Origin of the sequence: Streptomyces sp. NPDC051740 (assembly GCF_044453165.1) — a bacterium.
GTDB lineage: Bacteria > Actinomycetota > Actinomycetes > Streptomycetales > Streptomycetaceae > Streptomyces > Streptomyces atrovirens.
The window spans coordinates 1-18,283 of record NZ_JBITCL010000019.1 but is presented as its reverse complement, the minus strand read 5'-3'; the positions used below and the strand labels follow the sequence as shown (position 1 = coordinate 18,283).

Sequence of the window (18,283 nt, the reverse complement as noted above, 5' to 3'; positions counted from 1 at the left end):
TCGTCATGCGCATTCCCGCGCACTCGGTGTGCACGGCGATCCGGGACGACATCGTCGCGGGTGTCCACGAGCGCGGCGGCCGGCTCACCGAGGAAGTGCTCGCCCGCCGTTACGGAGTCTCCCGCGTCCCCGTCCGGGAGGCGCTGCGCACGCTGGAGGCCGAGGGATTCGTGGTGACCCGGCGGCACGCGGGCGCGTGCGTCGCGGAACCCACCGAGCAGGAGGCCGCCGACCTGCTGGAGATGCGCATGCTCCTCGAGCCGCTCGGCGCCTCCCGCGCGGCCCAGCGCCGCACCGAGGCCCATCTGAAGGTGCTGCGCGGCCTGGTCAGGCTGGGGCAGGAACGCGCCCGCCAGGGCAACAGCGACGACCTGCGCTCCCTGAGCGGCTGGTTCCACGAGACGCTCGCCCAGGCCACCGGCAGCCCGGCACTGACCTCGACACTGACCCAGCTGCGGCACAAGATCGCCTGGATGTACGCCGTCGAGGGGCCGTCCGATCCCGTCGAGTACTGGGCGGAGCACGGTGTGATCGTGGACGCCGTGGCGCGCGGCGACGGCGACCGCGCGCGGTCGGTCACGGCGCTGCACACCGAGCGCGCGAGCGCCGGGCACCGCCTGCGTTTCGCCTCCGGAGCCGGCCGCGCGGACCGTGTGAGGAACTCGCAACATGCCGTAAACATGCCGAGTGTTCGGCATTAACACGGGTGCCGTATACAAAGAGGGAGTATTTCCCGGGGATTATTTCTGCTGCCCGTAAAAGGGGAAAGCCGCCTGTGTGAGGGAGAGTCGAAAGGCCCGCCCGGTGGTCCGGGCGGGCCTTTCGGTATTGCGTTCTCAGACGGTCTCGGGGAGTTCCTCGAGGCCCTCGGAGACCAGCTTCGCCAGACGGTCCAGGGCGGCGTCCGCGCCCTCGGCGTCGGAGGCGAGGACGATCTCCTCGCCGCCCTGGGCGCCCAGGCCCAGGACGGCCAGCATGGAGGCCGCGTTGACGGGGTCGCCCCCGGCCTTGGCGATCGTCACCGGGACGCCTGCGGCCGTGGCGGCTCGGACGAAGATGGAGGCGGGACGGGCGTGGAGACCCTCGGCCCAGCCGACGTTGACGCGGCGCTCAGCCATGTGTTGCTGCCCTTCGCTGTTCAGGGTTGTCTAGACCAGTTTCCCACATCGTGAAGCAAGCCCGGAGCGTGCCGGGAACGTGCCCGAAGCGGCTCCGCTCCCGCTCCCGGTGACGGCCGGACCGCGGCCTCGGCCCGGCTGTCGTCCACCACAGACTGCCTCGCGCCGTCGTCGTACGCGAGCCGTACTCTGGGGCCCATGCAGACCTCGTCGGACCGGCACGAGTACCCCGCCCACTGGGAGGCCGACGTGGTGCTGCGCGACGGCGGCACCGCGCGCATCCGCCCCATCACCGTCGATGACGCCGAGCGCCTGGTCAGCTTCTACGAGCAGGTGTCGGACGAGTCGAAGTACTACCGCTTCTTCGCGCCCTACCCTCGCCTGTCCGCCAAGGACGTCCACCGCTTCACGCACCACGACTTCGTGGACCGGGTGGGACTCGCGGCCACCATCGGCGGCGAGTTCATCGCCACCGTACGCTACGACCGGATCGGCGCCGACGGCGCGCCCGCGTCGGCACCGGCCGACGAGGCCGAGGTCGCCTTCCTCGTCCAGGACGCCCACCAGGGCCGGGGCGTCGCCTCCGCCCTCCTCGAGCACATCGGTGCCGTCGCGCGGGAGCGCGGCATCCGCCGCTTCGCGGCCGAGGTGCTGCCCGCCAACACCAAGATGATCAAGGTGTTCACCGACGCCGGGTACACCCAGAGGCGCAGCTTCGAGGACGGTGTCGTCCGTCTGGAGTTCGGTCTCGAACCCACCGACCGCTCCATGGCCGTGCAGTACGCGCGCGAACAGCGCGCCGAGGCGCGCTCGGTGCAGCGGCTGCTCGCCCCCGGCTCGGTGGCGGTCGTCGGCGCCGGCCGCACCCCCGGCGGCGTGGGCCGCAGCGTCCTCGACCACCTCCGGGACACCGGGTTCACCGGCCGGCTGTACGCCGTGAACAAGTCGCTGGGGGAGGGGGAGAAGGAACTCGGCGGGGTGGCCGCGTTCCGCTCGGTGCGGGACATCGACGGGTCCGTCGACCTCGCCGTCGTCGCGGTGCCCGCCGAGCGGGTCCCCGAGATCGTCACCGAGTGCGGTGAGCACGGCGTGCAGGGGCTCGTCGTCGTCTCCGCCGGCTACGCCGAGTCCGGCCCCGACGGCCGCGAACGCCAGCGCGCCCTCGTACGGCAGGCGCGCTCGTACGGCATGCGGATCATCGGCCCGAACGCCTTCGGCGTCATCAACACCTCGCCCGACGTGCGACTGAACGCCTCGCTCGCCCCGGAGATGCCCCGACCCGGCCGGATCGGCCTGTTCGCCCAGTCCGGCGCCATCGGCATCGCCCTGCTGTCCCGCCTGCACCGGCGCGGCGGCGGCGTCACCGGTGTCACCGGCGTGTCCACCTTCGTGTCGTCCGGGAACCGGGCCGACGTCTCCGGCAACGACGTCCTGCAGTACTGGTACGAGGACCCCGACACCGACGTCGCCCTGATGTACCTGGAGTCCATCGGCAACCCCCGTAAGTTCACCCGCCTCGCCCGGCGCACCGCGGCGGCGAAGCCGCTGGTCGTGGTCCAGGGCGCACGCCACGGAGCCGGGCCCCGGGGGCACGCCGTACGGGCGACCCGGCTGCCCCACGCGACGGTGTCCGCGCTGCTGCGGCAGGCCGGGGTGATCCGCGTGGACACCATCACCGAACTGGTCGACGCGGGCCTGCTGCTCGCCCGCCAGCCCCTGCCGGCCGGACCCCGGGTGGCGATCCTCGGCAACTCCGAGTCCCTGGGCCTGCTCACCTACGACGCCTGTCTCGCCGAGGGCCTGCGTCCGCACCGCCCGCTGGACCTCACCACCGCCGCCTCGGCGGCGGACTTCCACGCGGCGCTCTCCCACGCGCTGGCCGACGACACGAGCGACGCGGTCGTCGTGACCGCGATCCCGGCGGTGGGGGAGGGCTCGGTCGGCGACGCGGCCCTGGCACAGGCCCTGCGCTCGGCCGCCGCCGCGACCCCGTCCAAACCCGTGCTGGTGGTCCACGTGGAGCTGGGCGGCCTCGCGGAGGCGCTGTCGGCCGCGACGAGCACGGCACCCCCTTCGGCGGCCGGCGCCGCGCCGCAGACGGTGACGGGCACGGCGTCCCGGCCGTCCGGCGTCGCGCCGCCCCCGGCCGCCGCGGGCGTCCTGCCGTCCGCCGGCAGCGGTGCGCCGGCCCGCGCGGATGCCTCGGACCGCGCCCGCGCGGCCGTCGACGGCGGCCCGCCGGCCCCCGTCGCGCCCCCCGAGGGCGCCCACCTCATCCCCGCCTACCCCGCCGCCGAGCGTGCCGTCCGGGCGCTCGCCCAGGCCGTCGCGTACGGCCAGTGGCGGCGGGACGCCGCCGACCCCGGCAAGGTGCCGGAGTACGACGACATCGACGAGCGGGGTGCCGCCGCCCTCATCGGCGGGCTCCTCTCGCGCGGGCAGGGCCTCACCCTCGGCACCGCCGAGACCTGCGACCTGCTCGGCACCTACGGCATCCACGTCCACCGCGCCCTCCCCGCCCCGGACCCCGGTACCGCCGCCGAGGCCGCGCGTACCCTCGGCTACCCCGTGGCCCTCAAGGCGACCGCCCCCCACCTGAGGCACCGCGCCGACCTGGGCGGCGTCCGCCTGGACCTGGCCGACGAGGAGCAACTTCGTAGGGCGTACGGCGAGTTGACGGAGCTGTTCGGCGCCCCGGAGGAGCTGCGCCCGGTGGTGCAGCGGATGGCACCGCGCGGTGTCGACACCGTCGTGCGCGCGGTCATCGACCCCGCCGCCGGAGCCGTACTGTCCTTCGGCCTCGCCGGGGCGCCCTCCCAGCTGCTCGGGGACATGGCGCACCGGCTGATCCCGGTCACCGACCGGGACGCGACCTCACTGGTGCGGTCGATCCGGACCGCCCCGCTCCTGTTCGGCTGGCGCGGCTCGGCACCGGTCGACACCCCGGCGCTGGAGGAGCTGATGCTGAGGGTGTCGCGGCTGGTCCACGACCATCCGGAGGTCGTCGCGATCACCCTGGAACCGGTGGTCGTCGCCCCGCGCGGCGTGAGCGTCCTCGGCGCGTCCGTGCGCCTCGCCCCGCCGCCCGCCCGTGACGACCTCGGCCCGCGGACCCTCCCCGCGTACTGACCGGTGCCTCGCAGTCAGTGGTCCCCCGTAGGATGGGCGTCATGGCCAAGACCAGTACGACGACCCAGGGGCTGCGGGCGGCGATCGAGCGCAGCGGCTACTACCCGGCCCTCGTGGCCGAGGCGGTGGAGGCCGCCGTGGGCGGCGAGCCCGTCCGGTCGTACCTGGTCCATCAGGAGACGACGTTCGACCAGAACGAGGTGCGGCGGCATGTCACCGTGCTCGTCCTCACCGGCAACCGCTTCATCGTCAGCCACACCGACGAGCAGGCCGCGGACACCACCTCCCCGACGCCGTACGCCACCACGTCCACGGAGTCGGTCAAGCTCGGCCGGATCTCGTCGATCGTGGTCAGCCGTGTGGTCGCCAACCCGGAGTCGTACAAGCCGGGCACGCTGCCGCGCGAGATCGTGCTCACCATCGGCTGGGGCGCCGTCTCCCGCATCGACCTGGAGCCGGCCGCCTGCGGCGACCCCAACTGCGAGGCCGACCACGGCTACACGGGCAGCTCCACGGCCGACGACCTGAGCCTGCGCGTCAGCGAGGCCGGCGACGGCCCGGAGACGGTGCGCCAGGCCCTCACCTTCGCGCAGGCCCTGTCCGAGGCGACCGCGGACACCGCCCGCTGATGGTGCAGCCCGCAGTCTGGGACACCCACCCGGAGCCCCTCCCCATCGCCTCCGCCCCCGTGCCCGAGTACGGCACCGGTTCGCTCGCCGACCTGCTGCCCACGCTCGCCGCGGGCCTCGGCGTCCCCGGCGCGACCGCCGGGATCGGGGAGCTCGCCCCCGCCGACCGGAACTGCGTGTTCCTGATCGACGGGCTGGGCTGGGAGCAGCTGAGGGCGCACCCCGAGGAAGCCCCCTTCATGACGTCCCTGCTCGCCGCCTCGCGCGGCGGCACCGGGCGTCCGATCACCGCCGGATACCCGGCCACGACCGCCACCTCCCTCGCCTCCGTCGGCACCGGCCTGCCGCCGGGCGCGCACGGCCTGCCCGGTTACACCGTGCGCAACCCGGACACCGGCGAGCTGATGAACCAGCTGCGCTGGCAGCCCTGGGCCCCGCCCGGCCCCTGGCAGCCGTACCCCACCGTCTTCGAGCTGGCCCACCGCGCGGGCGTGCACGCCGCGCAGGTCTCCTCGCCGACCTTCGCGAACACCCCGCTGACCAAGATCGCGCTCAGCGGGGGCACCTTCCACGGGCGGCTCTCCGGGGAGGAGCGCATGGACACCGCGGCCGAGCAGCTCGCCGCCGCCGACCGCTCCCTGGTCTACACGTACTACGCCGAGGTCGACGGCGCGGGCCACCGCTTCGGCGTCGACTCCGACACCTGGCGCGGCCAGCTCATGTACGTCGACCGGCTGGTCCAGCGCCTGGCCGAACAGCTCCCCCCGCGCAGCGCGCTCTACGTCACCGCCGACCACGGCATGGTCGACATCCCCTTCGACGAGGACCACCGCATCGACTTCGACGAGGACTGGGAACTGAAGGCGGGCGTCGCCCTGCTCGGCGGCGAGGGCCGCGCCCGGCACGTCTACGCCGTACCGGGGGCCGCCAACGACGTGCTGACCTGCTGGCGCGAGGTGCTCGGCGAGCAGTTCTGGGTGGCCTCGCGCGACGAGGCGATCGAGGCGGGCTGGTTCGGTCCGGCGGTCGACGAGCGCGTGTACCACCGGATCGGCGACGTGGTCGCCGCCGCGCGGGACGACGTCCTGCTGATCGCCTCCGAGCGGGAGCCCAGGGAGTCGGCGATGGTCGGCAACCACGGTTCGATGACCCCTGCCGAGCAGCTGGTCCCCCTGCTCGAAGTACGCTCCTGAGTCTCCGCCCGCAACCCCTGCCGAAAGGTGCCCGACCTCCCATGCCCGAGCTGGTGTTCTTCTCCGGAACGATGGACTGCGGGAAGTCGACGCTGGCTCTCCAGATCGAGCACAACCGTTCGGCGCGCGGTCTGGTCGGCATGATCTTCACCCGCAACGACCGGGCCGGCGAGGGCAAGCTCTCCTCCCGCCTCGGCCTGGTCACGGACGCGGTGGAGGTCGGCGACGGCGCGGACCTGTACGCGTACCTCGTCGACCACCTCTCCCAGGGCCGCCGCGCGGACTACGTGATCGCGGACGAGGCGCAGTTCCTGGCCCCGGAACAGATCGACCAGCTCGCACGGGTCGTGGACGACCTGGAGCTCGACGTGTACGCCTTCGGCATCACCACCGACTTCCGCTCCAAGCTGTTCCCCGGCTCCCAGCGGCTGGTGGAGCTGGCCGACCGGGTCGAGGTGCTCCAGGTGGAGGCCCTGTGCTGGTGCGGCGCCCGCGCCACGCACAACGCCCGTACGGTCGGCGGGGTCATGGTCGTCGAGGGCGCCCAGGTGGTCGTCGGCGACGTCACCGGCTCCGCGGACGAGGTCGGCTACGAGGTCCTGTGCCGCCGTCACCACCGCCGCCGCATGACGGCCGCGACGGCCCACGCGGCGGCACTGTCGCCCGACGTGCTGCCCGTCTCCTCCGCCTGACGCACCGGTGACGACCCGCGTGCGTGCGGCGCGCGGGAGATCTCATTCAAACAAGTGATCGACAACGCGGCCGATCCCGCTATGATCTCCACGGCAGGGCCGTAGCGCAGAGGTCGTCGCGCCCTAGCATCAAGCTGGAGGACGTCGGTTCGAATCCGACCGGCCTTGCCGCCCTTGTCGTGGAGGAACGTCGATTGGCGTCGGTCCGTCCTGGGCGGGCGGAGGGCCATGCCGCCCTCGGCGAGCCGGGCACCGGCGATGGACCGGTGGAGTGGTGATGACGCAGCCGACACCCGTGCGCTGCCCGGCGATCGAGCACCCGGACATTCCGATCAGTGACCCTGTCGGCCTGGATCCGCTGCTGGCCCGGCTGAGGTCGGCCCGGGCGGTGGAGAGCGACGAGACGTTTCCGCTCGGCACCGTGCGCGCGGACGGCCGTGTCGACCTGTGCAAGCAGGGCCTCGGAGCGGCCGGTACCGCCCGGCTGATGCCCGTCGCCGCCGCATCGCCGCACGCCCGGCACGTCCTGCTCGGCACCAACGCCATCGGCGACGAAGGGGCGTCGACGGTCGCCCGCGCGCTCACCGCCGGCCACGGCCTGCACACGCTCTACCTCGGCTGCAACCGCATCGGCCCGGAAGGCACCGCCGCGCTCGCCGGCGCACTCTCCGCGGACGACACCGTCCGCGCCCTGTGGCTCAAGCGCAACCCGGTGGGCGACGACGGCGCCGTGGCGCTCGCCGCGACGCTCCGCCGCAACACCGCGCTGCGGACCCTCGACCTGGTCAACACCGGTGTCACCACCGAGGGCCTGCGCGCCCTGCTCGACGCCCTCACCGGCCGCCCGTGCCCGGTGGAACGCCTCTTCCTCGGCGGGAACGGCCTGACCGCCGACGCCGCCGGCCTGCTGGCGGCGCTGATCCGGGAGGCGGGCGTGCGCGAGCTGTACCTGCCCGCCAACCACCTCGGCGACGAGGGCGCCGCCGTCCTCGCGGCAGCCGCCGCCGGCTCCGGACGGCCGGTACGCCTCGGCCTGGGCGGCAACGGCATCGGCCCCGCCGGCGCGCGCGCCCTCGCCGACGCCCTGGGCGCCATCGAGACGCTCGACCTGGGACGGCCGATGTCCGAACGGAGCCTCGGCGCCCCCGCCAACGCCACCGGCGACGAAGGCGCCCGCGCCCTGGCCGCCGCCCTCGCGGGCAGCCCGCTGCGCAGGCTGGAGCTGTGCCACACCGGACTCACCGGGCGCGGCGCGAAGTCCCTGCTGGCGGCCGTGCCGGACGACTCACCGCTGGAGTACGTCGGCCTGGGACCGGGACTGCCCCGGAAGGTGAAGCGCTCCTTCACCCAGCGCCTGCGGCCCGTGGCCGGGGCCCACCCCGACCTGCGCGCGATAGGAAGTGTCTACCGGTGAGCCGCCGTCCCGCAGTCCCCTGCTTCTCCCCGGAGGAGGCGGCCAGCCGGCGGCGGATCCGCCGCTACGCCGTACCCCGGCGGATGATCGAGCGCGCGACCGGACGCCGTACGGCCGGTGACTGGCGGGGCGCGTGCGCGGCGGCCGGCGTGGACGTCGACATCGACCTGCCGGAGGTCGCCGAGCACTGTGGCGACGACGTCGCCGCGGCGCTGGAGGAGGACCTGCGCCACCTGGTCCCGGACCTGGTGCGCTGGCACCTGCCCCGGGTGCTGGGCGGACGGACCACCCTCGACACCGACCGCACCGTCGTCCTCGCCCGCTACCGGCCGGTGCGGGCGGGCGAAGGCCCCCGCTCCACGCCGTACCTGCACCTCACCACGCCCGCGATGCTGGAGGGCCCGCAGCGGGTCACCCTGCGGTTCCGCACGGTCTCGGACGAGAAGACCGCGGGCGTCTTCGGGGCCCGGATCGAGGACTGGCGGTACGCCCGGCACCTGTGGGACGCGCGGCACACCGCCGAACTGCGCGAGCGGTGCGGCGGCGGCACCGAACGGCTCCCCTTCTTCCACACCGACGGCCGACCGCGCCGTACGGACGAACTGCCCACCGCCGACCCCGGCCCCGGCGACGCGGCGGCCCGGGCCGAATGGGTCACCCTGCTGCACCAGAGGGGCGAGGTCGAGGCGGCCTTCACCGCGGCCGGGATCGCGATCGACCTGACGCCCCCGGCCGGCGGCCCCGGCTGGTACCGGGCCGATCCGGCGGAGCTCCTCGGCAGGCTCGCGCTCGACCACACCCGCCTGGAGCGGGAGGTCCGCCGGCTGAAGGACGAGGGCGTCGGGGACCGCTTCCTCGTCCTCGGCGACTGGCGCACGCGCGTCCTGCTGGAGTCGACGGCCACCGGCCTGGGGGTGCGGGCCGTCGGCCGCGAGGAGGCCGACGGCCTGCCCTTCCTGGCAGAGGCACTCTGGCGCAGGCTCCCCGACCTCGACCTGATGCGCGTCGGAGGGGTCGAGCCGGAACACCTGCATCCGCTGGTCCGCGAGGCGCTGTTCCCCGCCCTCCGGGTCGCCGACGGGACCGGCGGCCCGCCGGGCCCCGCCCTCCCCGAACCCGTCCGGGTGCGCTGCCGCGGCGAATGGCACGAGGTGGGCTTCCGCCCGGGCGGTCTGCTCCGCATGCCGCACAGCGACGAGGAGCAGCGGCGCGAGCGGGCCCTGCGCGCGTTCGGCGGCGCCGTCGCCGGGTGCTTCGCCGTCGAGCAGACCTGGGCGTCCGGCGACGGCCGGCTGCCGAAGGCACTGCGCGCCCAGCGGCAGGACCTGTTCCTGCGCGCCCAGCACGGCGACACGCACGGCGTGCTCCACCTCCTGGACGCCGGCGTGGATCCCCGGGTGCGCGACGCCTCCGGACGCTCGCTGCTCCACGTCCTGCACCTCCTCGACCACGAACCGCTGCTGCCCCGGCTGCTCGCGGCGGGGCTCGACCTGGAGGCCCGGGACCAGCGGGACCGTACTCCGCTGTTCGTGGCGGTCAACGACGGCGGTTCCAGGGCCCTCGTGGAGGCACTCCTCGACGCCGGCGCCCGGATCGACGTGGAAGACCAGACGGAGCTGTCGCTGGCCCAGACCATCCGCCGCTACAGGCGTTCCGACCTGGCCTTCCTCCGGAAGCGCGTCCGGGAGGAACACCCGGGCCTCGGGGCCGAGTGGTGGGACGAGTACATGGACCGCAACGAGGAGGAGGAAGCGGACGACCACGAGCTTGTCGAGCCCGACGAGTCCGAGCCCGAGCCCGACGAGCCCGAGCCCGAGCCCGACGAGCCCGAGCCCGAGCCCGACGAGCCCGAGCCCGAGCCCGAGCTCGAGCTCGACGAGTCCGAGCCCGAGTCCGACGAGCCCGTCGAGTACAGCAAGGAACCGCCGTTTTGAGCACCGGCCCCGCCCACCGCACCGCACCGGCCCCGCTGGCCGCCGCCGACGACCTCGTCGGCAGGCTGCGCACGCACCGCACCGAACCCGCCGCCAACCACCGACTGGAGGCGCTCGCCCTGGCCGTGACGGCCAACCAGCCCGTCCTCCTGTGGGGCGAACCCGGCATCGGCAAGTCCGCCGGCCTGGAACAACTCGCCGCCGGACTCGGCCTCCCGCTGGAGACGGTCATCGCCAGCGTGCACGAGCCGTCGGACTTCGCGGGACTGCCGATCGTCGGGGACGACCCGGCCACCACCGGCGTGCCGATGGCCCCGCCCGACTGGGCGGTCCGGCTCACCCGCGCCGGACAGGGCCTGCTCTTCTTCGACGAACTGTCCTCCGCGCCACCGGCCGTGCAGGCGGCGCTGCTGCGGGTCGTCCTCGAACGCCGGGTCGGCAGCCTCGTCCTGCCCGACGCGGTGCGCATCGTCGCCGCCGCCAACCCGCCCTCCAGCGCCGCCGACGGCTGGCACCTCAGCCCGCCGCTCGCCAACCGCTTCGTCCACCTCGACTGGACCCACGACCCGGCCACGGTCGCGCGCGGCATGGCCGGCACCTGGCCGGAGGTGGCCGTTCCGGCGGTCGATCCGGCCAAGGTGCCCGGTGCCGTCGCGCGGGCCCGCGGTGCCGTCTCCGGTTTCCTCACGGCCCGTCCGGGCCTGGTCCACCACATCCCCGCCGATGCCGAGAGCCGGGGCCGGTCGTGGCCGTCCCCGCGCACCTGGGAGATGGCGCTGCGGCTGCTCGCGACCGGATACGCGACCGGCGCCGGCCGCGAGGCGACGGCCGCCGCGCTCACCGGTGCCGTCGGGGACGGCGCGGGCATCGAACTGCTGTCGTACCTGGAGCACCTCGATCTGCCCGACCCCGAGCGGGTCCTCGCCGACCCCGACGCGTTCGCCCTGCCCGAGCGCGGCGACCGCCAGCTCGCCTTCCTCATCGCGGTCGTCGCCGCCATCCAGAGCGACCTCACCCGGCCCCGCTGGGAGGCCGGCTGGACGGTCCTGGCCAAGGCCGTGGACGCGGGCGTACCGGACGTGGCCGCCCGTGCCGCCACCGACCTCGCGTCGATGCGCCGTCTGGACTGGCCGGTACCCCCCGGCATCGACGGGTTCCTGGACCTGCTGCGGATGTCCGGGGCCCTGCCCGGCAGCCGCTGAGGCACGCGGGCATGACGGACCCCCGCAGCCGCCTGGACACGACCAAACTGCTCGCCGCCCGCTACCGCGCGGCGAGCGACCGCCCCTACCTGGCGTCGGCCCTGTACGCCCTGACCGTCGTGGCGAGCCCCGACGTGCCGACGATGGGCGTGGACCGCCACTGGCGCTGCTACGTGTCACCCGCCTTCGTCGACGCGACCCTCGTGGAGGAACTCGCGGGCGTCTGGATCCACGAGGCGGCGCACCTGCTGCGCGACCACCACGGCCGCGCCGGCCGGCTCCCCGCCGCCGACCAGCGCGACCGGTACCGCGTCAACGTCGCCCAGGACTGCGAGATCAACGACGACCTCCTCGCCGACGGCCTGCGCCTGCCCGCCGGACGCGTCGAGCCCCGCCTCTTCGGCCTGCCCGACGGGCAGCTGTTCGAGGTGTACCTGCCGCGACTGCCCCCGCACGTAAGGGAACACGACTGCGGATCGGGCGCCCACGGCCGTCCCGCGCCCTGGGAACTCCCCGCATCCGCCGGTCCCGCCGCGCTCGGTGACGTCGAGGCCCAGGCACTGCGCCGGCACACCGCCGAGGCGATGCGCGCCCACCACCGTTCCCGCGGCACCCTGCCCGAGGGCTGGCAGCGCTGGGCCGCGGAACTCCTGGAACCCACGGTGGACTGGCGGCAGGCCCTGTCCGGCGCGGTCCGGGAGGCCGCCGCGTGGGCCGGCGGAGCCGTCGACTACACCTACCGCCGCCCGTCGCGCCGCACCCCGGCGCTGCGCGGCGTCGTCCTCCCCAGTCTCCGCCGTCCGCTGCCCCGGGTGGCCGTCGTCGTCGACACCTCGGGCTCGATGGGCGACGCGGAACTCGCCGCCGCCCTGGGCGAGGTCACGGGCGTCCTGCGCGAGGTCGGCGTGCGCGGCAACCGCGTCACCGTCCTCGCCTGCGACGCCGACGTGCACGCCGTGTCCCGGGTGACGGCCACCGAGCAGGTCACCCTCGGCGGCGGGGGCGGCACGGACATGCGCGTCGGCATCGAAGCGGCCCTCGCGGCCCGCGACCGCCCCTCGATCGTCATCGTCCTCACCGACGGGCTCACCCCCTGGCCGGACGAGACCCCGTCCTGCCGCCTGATCGCGGCCCTGATCGGCGAGGGTGCGCCGCAGCCCCCGGGCTGGGTGGAGACGGTACGGGTCACCGCCTGACGGCGTGGTCGGTCGAGGGCCGGCCGGTGCGGGGGCCGCCGGACTCCTCGATCGGCACGGGGCTCGCCCGCAAGGGTGAGAGGCCCCGCAGAGGCCCCGCAGAGGCCGCGTCACGGACCCGTCGGCCCTCGCTCACTCGGCGCCGACGGCCGGGCACATCGTCGGTGGCGCGTCGTCAGCGGCTGACGAGGAGGCCGTCCACCAGGGCCCGGAGCCCGTCCTGGTAGGTGTCCTCGGCGGTCAGCGGCGCCCAGCGGTCCGCGGCCTGTGTCAGGCGGGGCAGTTCACTCGGGTCGAGATCGGCGAAGACCTGCTCCCGGTAGGTCGCACGGTCGTCGTCCGCGCGCCGTCGGGCCGCTGTCGCCCTGACCACGATCTCCCCGGCGGTGTAGTACCAGATCGCACGGTAGCCGTGCACGGCCCGGTCGAGGGAGAGGCCGCATCCGACCAGGCCGTCGACGATCTGCTCGACGAACCACAGCGCGCTCGTGGACAGCAGGTCGTCGGCGGTCAGCACCTCCACGATCCAGGGGCAGGCGGCGAGCGCCTCGCGGATCGCGGTGGCGGCCACGACGACCCGCTCGCGGGGCGCGGCGGGCAGTTCCGGCCGGCGCAGGGTCCGGGCGGCGTAGTCGTCCAGCAGGAGGACGAGCAGTTCCTCCTTGTCGCGGACGTGGTGGTAGAGCGCCATCGGCGTACTGCCGACCTCCGTGGCCAGCCGCCGCATGGTCAGCCTGTCCACACCTCCCTCCTCCACGATCCGGCGGGCCGTCCCGATGATCTCCTCGCGAGAGATACGGGGAGGTCGGCCCGGGGTTCTGCGCGGTGCGGACGGTTGCGGCATGCCCTCCATCATTCCCCAGGTGTCGACAACGGCGAACCTCGGCGCTAAATTTTCTTACATGTATAAAAACTCTGAGGGCAGGCCCGGAGTGGTGCTGGCGGCGGCCGCCGTCGCCCAGTTCGTCGTCGCCCTGGACATGTCCGTGGTCAACGTCGCGTTACCCGCGATCCGTACGGCGCTGGGATTCGCGCCGCTCGACCTGTCATGGGTCGTGCACGTGTACGCGCTTACGTTCGGCGGGTTCCTGCTGCTGGGGGGCCGCGCCTGCGACCTGTACGGCCGGCGTCGGATGTTCGTGCTGGGGGTGACCGCCTTCGGGCTGTGCTCGCTGGCTGGCGGACTGGCCCAGGACCCCTGGCACCTGATCGCCGCACGCGCCGGGCAGGGCCTGGGCGCCGCCGCGGCCGCGCCGGCCGCGCTGGCGATGCTCACCACCACCTTCACCGAAGGCCCCCGACGTGTCCGGGCGCTGGGGGTGTGGAGCGCGGTGAACGCCGCGGGCGGCGCGCTGGGCGTACTGGCGGGTGGACTGCTGACCGAGTACGCGGGCTGGCGCTGGATCATGCTGATCAACCTGCCCGTCGTCGCGGTGGCTCTCGCGCTGGTCCTCACGGGGGTGCCCGCCGAGACCCCGCCCGCCCGGCGCGAGGGGCTGGACGCAGCGGGCGCCGTCCTGGCGACAGGCGGAGTCGGGCTGTTGGTGCTCGGTGTCGTCCGAACCGACACCCTGGGCTGGGGCTCCCCGGTCACGTGGGCGACTCTCGCCGCCGCGGCCGTGCTGCTCGCCGCCTTCGTCCTCGCCGAGGCGAGGGTCCACGCACCCCTGCTGCGCCTCGGCCTGCTGCGCAGCCGCTGGGTCGCCGGCGCGAACGTGCTGGTGTTCCTGGCCGCGGCCGGACAGTTCACCGCGTTCTACTTCGTGTCCCTGTACATGCAGCAGGTCCTGGGCATGGGTGCCGCGGCGACCGGCACCGCGTTCCTGCCCTTCTCCCTGGGCCTGGTCGCGGGAACCGTCGTCGCCACCCGCGTCACCGCGTCCCGCACCCCCCGTGCGTCCCTGGTGCCCGGCGCCCTGCTGGCCGCCGCGGGCCTGGCCTGGTTCGCCCTCATCAGCCCCGACGGCAGCTTCCTCACCGACGTACTCGGCCCGTCCCTCGTCACCAGTGTCGGCGCCGGGCTGGTCCTGGCGCCGGTCGCCGCCGCCGCGACCACCGGCGTCGCCCCGCGTGAGGCCGGCATGGCCGGCGGCCTCATGAACAGCTCCCGCCAGCTCGGCGGCTGCATCGGCCTGGCCGCCTTGGCCACCGTCGCCGCACACCACACCGGCACGACCACCGATCCCGCCGCACTCAACGACGGCTACGCCCTGGGCCTGGCCGTCGCCGCCGCCGTCTTCGTGCTCGCGGCGGTCGTGGCCGTCGGTGTACTGCCGCGCCGCCGAGCCGTCACTCCCGTCCCGCGCTCCACCACCCCCGCGCAGAACCGGCTGGAAGGAACTCCGTCATGACGACCACCACCATCGACCTGTTCACCTCGGCGCTGCACTTCCACCCCGACGGCGATGTCCGGGCCGCCGAACGGCAGATGACGAGCAGCGGCTCCGACGCCTGGCAGATCGCCACGTTCCACGTGGAGACCGCCGCCGACGTTCACGCCGATCACTGGGAGATGCACCCGCAGGCAGAGGAAGCGGTGTGCTGTCTGACCGGCGGTGTCCGCCTCTACTTCCGTCCCGACACGCCCGGCGGGGCCGAGGACATGGTGCGGCTGCGGGCGGGCACCGCCGCGATCGTCCCCCGCGGCCGCTGGCACCGCCTGGAACTGGACGCCCCCAGTGACCTGATGTCGATCACCCTCCGCGACGGTACCCGCCTCGAGAAGCGCACCGGCACCCACTGATCGGCGGGTGGCCCGGCAGAAGGACCGCCGGGCCGCACGCGCCGGTCAGGAAGCCCTGACCGGCGCCGGGATCGTGTCGCCTCTCCCGCGACCAGGGGGCGCGGTTCCTCGGAGGCGACGAGTTCGGAGACGGTCGCTTTCGCACCCTCGTCGTCTCCCGCGCCGAAGACGTCCAGCGGCCCGCCGCCCACCCCACCGGTGGCCGGTGGCCTGGCGAGGGTGGTGTTGAACGCCTTGCCCCCGGGTGTCCGGTGCGGCGGCGATCTCCTCGGCGGCCGAGGTGCCGCCGGGCCGACCCGGGGGAACCGCTCGGCGCCTAAAGCCGTACCCTCTCCGCCCAACCGCTGCCGTCCGACGGCAAGCCCGCCACCCCGTGGATATCGCACGCTCCGGTGATACCGCAGTGACCATCACTTACGTGGCACGGGTCTGGGGGTCGTCGTCCTGACCGGTCACCAGCGCGGCCGGCAGTGGGAGTCCGTACTTGTCGCACAGGAACCGGGTCTGGCAGTACCGCCGAGCGTCGGCGGCCACGCTGCCGAGGACCGCGCTGTTCATGCTGGCACCGATGAGGACACCCACGAACGGAACGGCCTTGGCGACGTTTCCAACCGGCACCCTGGAGCCGGCCGGGCCCAGCCGCTGCATCAACTTCTCCAGGGCGGCCAGGAGACGGTGGTCGTTGCGGAGCTTCTCCGACCACCTCACGCGCCCCTTGACCGCGTTCGCCGCCCGCGCGGTGTCACGCAACGGCTTGGCTTTGGCCGCCTGCGCCATGAAGGACCGCTGTACCAGGCGTTGGATGAAGTCCTGCTCGCCGGGATCCTTGGCGTCATAGCCGTAGGAGTACGCGATGCGCGCTGCGATCGACGTGCTCAGAACCTGGACGACGAGGATGTCCGCTGTCATCGCGGTGAGGGTACCGACGACGGGGACCGTGGCCAGCATGCCCGTGGCACCGCCCTCGACCGCGCCGACGGCCCGCCACGTGAGGGTGTCACGGGTCAGCAGCCGGTCGCAGGCTTTGAGGTCCTGCTGCCGCAGTTCGGTGAAACTGCCGATGTCGACGCCTCGCTTGCGGGCGCGCTCCTCGACGTTCTTCGGGTTGTTGAGCTCCAGGGTCAAGTCGTTGGCCAACTCGAGCAGCGCTGTCGCGCCTGCGAGCACCGGTCGCACGGTCGTGTCGACGACCGCGTCGCCCACTCGACGGACCGGTTCCGTGACCGCCTCCGGCACGGCGTCCTTGACCCGTCGCACGGCGTTTTCCGCGAGCTCACCGGTGCGGCCGAGCGCGGAGCCCGCCCAGTTCGACAGACCACGGCGGTCGTCGCGGCGCTGCCAGTGTTTGTTGACCGTGTCCCACACCTGCCTCTCGTACGCGCTCATCGAGGCCACACCGTCGACGAGTGGACCGGTGTACGTGCTCATGGAGGTTCTCCCTTTCGACTGTGACCGCCGGAGCCACGGTGCCCCATCAGCCGACACGTGGGTGAGGCACATCGTTCAGTGACACGTTCCGAAAGAAGTGGGATGCGCAGGGAAGAAACTGAGCAATTGCCCTGGGTGGTTTGGTCGTTCAGTCGCCGAGGGTGAACGCGAGGCCGCCCATGCGCAGTTCGTCCTCGGTCTGGGTGAGGCCGCCGCGGTGGGAGACCTCGACCGTGTAGAACTTCGAACCCGGCGTGATGTCGTCGACCGTGAAGGGGAACTCGCAGCCCAGCTCCGTCTTCTGGCCGAGACCCAGATCGCCTTTGGCGACGAGGGTCCCGGCGGCGTCGGTGACGCTGACCTGGGCGCCGAAGTCGATGTCGGAGTAGCCGTCCGTTCCGGTGCACGGGTCGCCGGAGTCGAGACCCGCGCCGATCCCGGTGACGGTGAGCGTCCCGTCGGTGCTGAACGTCTCTTCCGAGCCGTCGGCCAGCGACACCCCCGCCCAGCAGGCTCCCACCACGGCGGCCCCGAGGCCGACGCCGATCGCGAGGACGGTGCCGCGCGACAGCCGCGACCAGCGGGAGGCGGACGCGGCCGGCGGGTGGCCGGGCAGGGCGGGGAGCGGCCCGGCGGACGCGGGGGCCGGCTCCTCGGCCGTTTCCCGGCTCGTTTCGGGGACCTCGGCCGGGGCCGGGGGAGGGGTGGGCTGCTGCTCGGGGGAGGACATCGCGGAACTTCCTTTCGGCACGAGGGCGCGGAGGTGTGGCGGGAGGAGGGCGTGGCGGGCGGATACGGGGCTCAGCCCCGGCCCCGCCGGTACTCGGTCAGCGCCCCGCTCGCCCAGAGCGGGACCAGCCGGGGTATCTCGGCCACCGGAACCCTGCCGCGCAGGGAGCGCAGGCCGAGCTTGGCCAGGGAGTCGGCGGCCTCGTTGAGCGGGTTGCCGACGTGGGCCTTCTCATGGACGAAGGTCAGGCCGGGCGTGTACTCGGCGTACATCTGCAGCTTGACGAGGCTGGGCGTGCGGCCTCGCGAACGCAGCCGGGTCTCGTACCCGTCCGGCATCCGGTAGCCGCCGCCCTGCCACTCGTGCAGGAGGTCCAGGGCGTCGAGGTTGTCGACGCGCACCTCGACGGGCCGGCCGGGGTGCGCCGCGAAGATCCGCCTCAGTCCCCAGTACACGGCCCGGAGTTCGGTGACGACGACACGGACGCGGGGCGCGGTGAGGTATTGCGGGTAGGCGTGGGCGCGCAGTCCGGTCTCGCCGGTGGTGGCGAGGTAGCCGGTGCCGACCTTGTCGCCGGCGACGGAGGCGTCCGTGGCGAGGACGATCGGCGTCCGGGAGACGGCCTTGACCGCGCCGTCGAAGTGCACTTGGGGACGGCCCTTGAAGGTGGGGCGGGGTGCGTGGGCGAGCGGGGAACGGCGGCCCATCGACGGACCCTCCTGTTCACGTCGGGCGGGTGGCGGAAGGGGGAGGGGAGGGGGGGGGGGGGGGGGGGGGGGGGGGCCCCCCCCCCCCCCCCCCCCGCCCCCCCCCCCCCCCCCCCCCCCCGCGCCGCGCCGCCCCCCCCCCCGCGCCCCCCCCCCCGCGCCCGGGCG

General features: G+C 74.1%; 16 protein-coding genes. 11 read left to right on the top strand and 5 right to left on the bottom strand.

What is annotated here, in order from left to right; all coding sequences use genetic code 11:
- Window positions 1-5 precede the first annotated feature (5 nt).
- Window positions 6-701, top strand: coding sequence for a GntR family transcriptional regulator (locus ACIA6T_RS27025; RefSeq protein ID WP_399449076.1), 696 nt, complete (start codon window positions 6-8; stop codon window positions 699-701).
- 135 nt (window positions 702-836) lie between these two features.
- Here ACIA6T_RS27025 and ACIA6T_RS27020 read toward each other — a convergent pair whose 3' ends face one another.
- Window positions 837-1,118, bottom strand: coding sequence for an HPr family phosphocarrier protein (locus ACIA6T_RS27020; RefSeq protein WP_053637259.1), 282 nt, complete (start codon window positions 1,116-1,118; stop codon window positions 837-839).
- Window positions 1,119-1,316: 198 nt separating this feature from the next.
- Between ACIA6T_RS27020 and ACIA6T_RS27015 the strand changes: the two genes are divergently transcribed.
- From ACIA6T_RS27015 to ACIA6T_RS26980, 8 genes are all read left to right on the top strand, one after another.
- The gene (locus tag ACIA6T_RS27015) at window positions 1,317-4,247 is read left to right on the top strand and encodes a GNAT family N-acetyltransferase (protein WP_399449075.1); all 2,931 of its coding nucleotides are present in this window, start codon (window positions 1,317-1,319) and stop codon (window positions 4,245-4,247) included.
- Between the two features lie 41 nt (window positions 4,248-4,288).
- Window positions 4,289-4,876 carry a DUF5998 family protein gene (locus tag ACIA6T_RS27010; protein WP_399449074.1) on the top strand — a complete coding sequence of 196 codons (588 nt, stop codon included), beginning with the start codon at window positions 4,289-4,291 and terminating at the stop codon, window positions 4,874-4,876.
- Entirely contained in the window at window positions 4,876-6,069 is a 1,194-nt protein-coding gene (locus ACIA6T_RS27005) for an alkaline phosphatase family protein (protein ID WP_399449073.1), read from the top strand. The genes ACIA6T_RS27010 and ACIA6T_RS27005 overlap by 1 nt, the downstream gene beginning before the upstream one ends.
- A gap of 41 nt (window positions 6,070-6,110) precedes the next feature.
- On the top strand, window positions 6,111-6,761 hold the full coding sequence (locus ACIA6T_RS27000) for a thymidine kinase (RefSeq protein ID WP_399449072.1): 651 nt from the start codon (window positions 6,111-6,113) through the stop codon (window positions 6,759-6,761).
- A gap of 277 nt (window positions 6,762-7,038) precedes the next feature.
- Window positions 7,039-8,175 (top strand): gala protein, encoded by a 1,137-nt coding sequence (locus ACIA6T_RS26995; RefSeq protein ID WP_399449071.1) that lies wholly within the window; start codon window positions 7,039-7,041, stop codon window positions 8,173-8,175.
- A complete protein-coding gene (locus ACIA6T_RS26990) occupies window positions 8,172-10,109 on the top strand; it encodes an ankyrin repeat domain-containing protein (protein ID WP_399449069.1) in 1,938 nt (645 codons plus the stop codon). Before ACIA6T_RS26995 ends, ACIA6T_RS26990 begins: the two co-directional genes overlap by 4 nt.
- Window positions 10,106-11,311 carry an AAA family ATPase gene (locus tag ACIA6T_RS26985; protein WP_399449068.1) on the top strand — a complete coding sequence of 402 codons (1,206 nt, stop codon included), beginning with the start codon at window positions 10,106-10,108 and terminating at the stop codon, window positions 11,309-11,311. Before ACIA6T_RS26990 ends, ACIA6T_RS26985 begins: the two co-directional genes overlap by 4 nt.
- Before the next feature lie 11 nt (window positions 11,312-11,322).
- Window positions 11,323-12,507 (top strand): VWA-like domain-containing protein, encoded by a 1,185-nt coding sequence (locus tag ACIA6T_RS26980; RefSeq protein ID WP_399449067.1) that lies wholly within the window; start codon window positions 11,323-11,325, stop codon window positions 12,505-12,507.
- A 175-nt stretch (window positions 12,508-12,682) separates the two neighbouring features.
- Here ACIA6T_RS26980 and ACIA6T_RS26975 read toward each other — a convergent pair whose 3' ends face one another.
- Window positions 12,683-13,351, bottom strand: coding sequence for a TetR/AcrR family transcriptional regulator (locus tag ACIA6T_RS26975; RefSeq protein ID WP_399449066.1), 669 nt, complete (start codon window positions 13,349-13,351; stop codon window positions 12,683-12,685).
- 58 nt (window positions 13,352-13,409) lie between these two features.
- Between ACIA6T_RS26975 and ACIA6T_RS26970 the strand changes: the two genes are divergently transcribed.
- Together ACIA6T_RS26970 and ACIA6T_RS26965 are read left to right on the top strand one after the other, a co-directional pair.
- A complete protein-coding gene (locus ACIA6T_RS26970; RefSeq protein ID WP_399449065.1) occupies window positions 13,410-14,858 on the top strand; it encodes an MFS transporter in 1,449 nt (482 codons plus the stop codon).
- Window positions 14,855-15,250: a cupin gene (locus tag ACIA6T_RS26965; protein ID WP_399449064.1), complete on the top strand. Its 396-nt coding sequence runs from the start codon at window positions 14,855-14,857 to the stop codon at window positions 15,248-15,250. The genes ACIA6T_RS26970 and ACIA6T_RS26965 overlap by 4 nt, the downstream gene beginning before the upstream one ends.
- A gap of 414 nt (window positions 15,251-15,664) precedes the next feature.
- On the opposite strand, the gene ACIA6T_RS26960 is transcribed toward ACIA6T_RS26965, so the two are convergent.
- From ACIA6T_RS26960 to ACIA6T_RS26950, 3 genes are all read right to left on the bottom strand, one after another.
- Window positions 15,665-16,678, bottom strand: a complete 1,014-nt coding sequence (locus ACIA6T_RS26960; protein ID WP_399449063.1) for an EcsC family protein — start codon at window positions 16,676-16,678, stop codon at window positions 15,665-15,667.
- 148 nt (window positions 16,679-16,826) lie between these two features.
- Entirely contained in the window at window positions 16,827-17,408 is a 582-nt protein-coding gene (locus ACIA6T_RS26955; RefSeq protein ID WP_399449062.1) for a hypothetical protein, read from the bottom strand.
- Between the two features lie 71 nt (window positions 17,409-17,479).
- Window positions 17,480-18,115, bottom strand: a complete 636-nt coding sequence (locus ACIA6T_RS26950) for a hypothetical protein (protein WP_399449061.1) — start codon at window positions 18,113-18,115, stop codon at window positions 17,480-17,482.
- Between the last annotated feature and the right edge of the window lie 168 nt (window positions 18,116-18,283).